The following is a 255-nucleotide window of genomic DNA, read 5'->3' on the forward strand; positions in this document are numbered from 1 at the left end:
GGAAATGGTACCGAGCCCCGGAACCGGGCAAGGCGAAAACCTGGCTCGTGTTTGGTCGGAATGAACGCGGCGGGCCGCCCGGAAAAGCACTTTACCGGCTTGTCTCAAGTCCGAAGGCGCAGTTCCGATGGCGCAATCCGGAGGATAATCCCTACATCTTCCGAAAAGAAGCCCGCAGCACTGTCACCTCGCACTATCATGATGTTGCTATGGCCATGGGCCAAGCTTGAACAGAGAGCCGTATGCGCTGAAAGG

The 255-nt window shown here is 57.6% G+C and carries 1 pseudogene; it reads left to right on the forward strand.

Going from position 1 to position 255, the window contains the following annotated elements:
- A pseudogene (locus I6F35_RS39810) lies at nucleotides 1-230 on the forward strand (group II intron reverse transcriptase/maturase); the annotation flags it as partial.
- Nucleotides 231-255: the final 25 nt, after the last annotated feature.

Source organism: Bradyrhizobium sp. BRP22, from assembly GCF_020194175.1.
GTDB lineage: Bacteria > Pseudomonadota > Alphaproteobacteria > Rhizobiales > Xanthobacteraceae > Bradyrhizobium.